At 38.6% G+C, this 368-nt stretch carries 1 pseudogene; it reads left to right on the forward strand.

Features of this window, described 5'->3' with window-relative positions:
• Positions 1-14: 14 nt before the first annotated feature.
• Positions 15-368 (forward strand): annotated as a pseudogene (gene mraY, locus ACFIK8_RS11550) (phospho-N-acetylmuramoyl-pentapeptide-transferase); the annotation flags it as partial.

The following is a 368-nucleotide window of genomic DNA, read 5'->3' on the forward strand; positions in this document are numbered from 1 at the left end:
AGGTTTTTTATGTTATGATGTTGTTTTTTTCTTCACTTAGCGATTGGTTTCCAGGTGTGAGTGTTTTTCGTTATATTACTTTTCGTACTGTGGCGGCTATGCTTACATCGGGTCTCATTGTATTTCTGTTTGGGCCTAGCATTATTGCCTCTCTTAAATTGCGACAGGGAAAAGGGCAACCAATTCGCGCTGATGGTCCTCAAACACATTTTAAAAAGGCTGGCACACCTACTATGGGCGGTTTGATGATTTTAACCGGCATTGTGGTATCAGCGTTTTTGTGGTGTAATTTATCGAATATTTACTTTTGGGTATCGTTATTCGTTATGCTTCCTTTTGGGATGATTGGTTTTTATGATGATTATCTT

It is taken from the genome of Bartonella sp. MR168JLCBS (genome assembly GCF_042194175.1).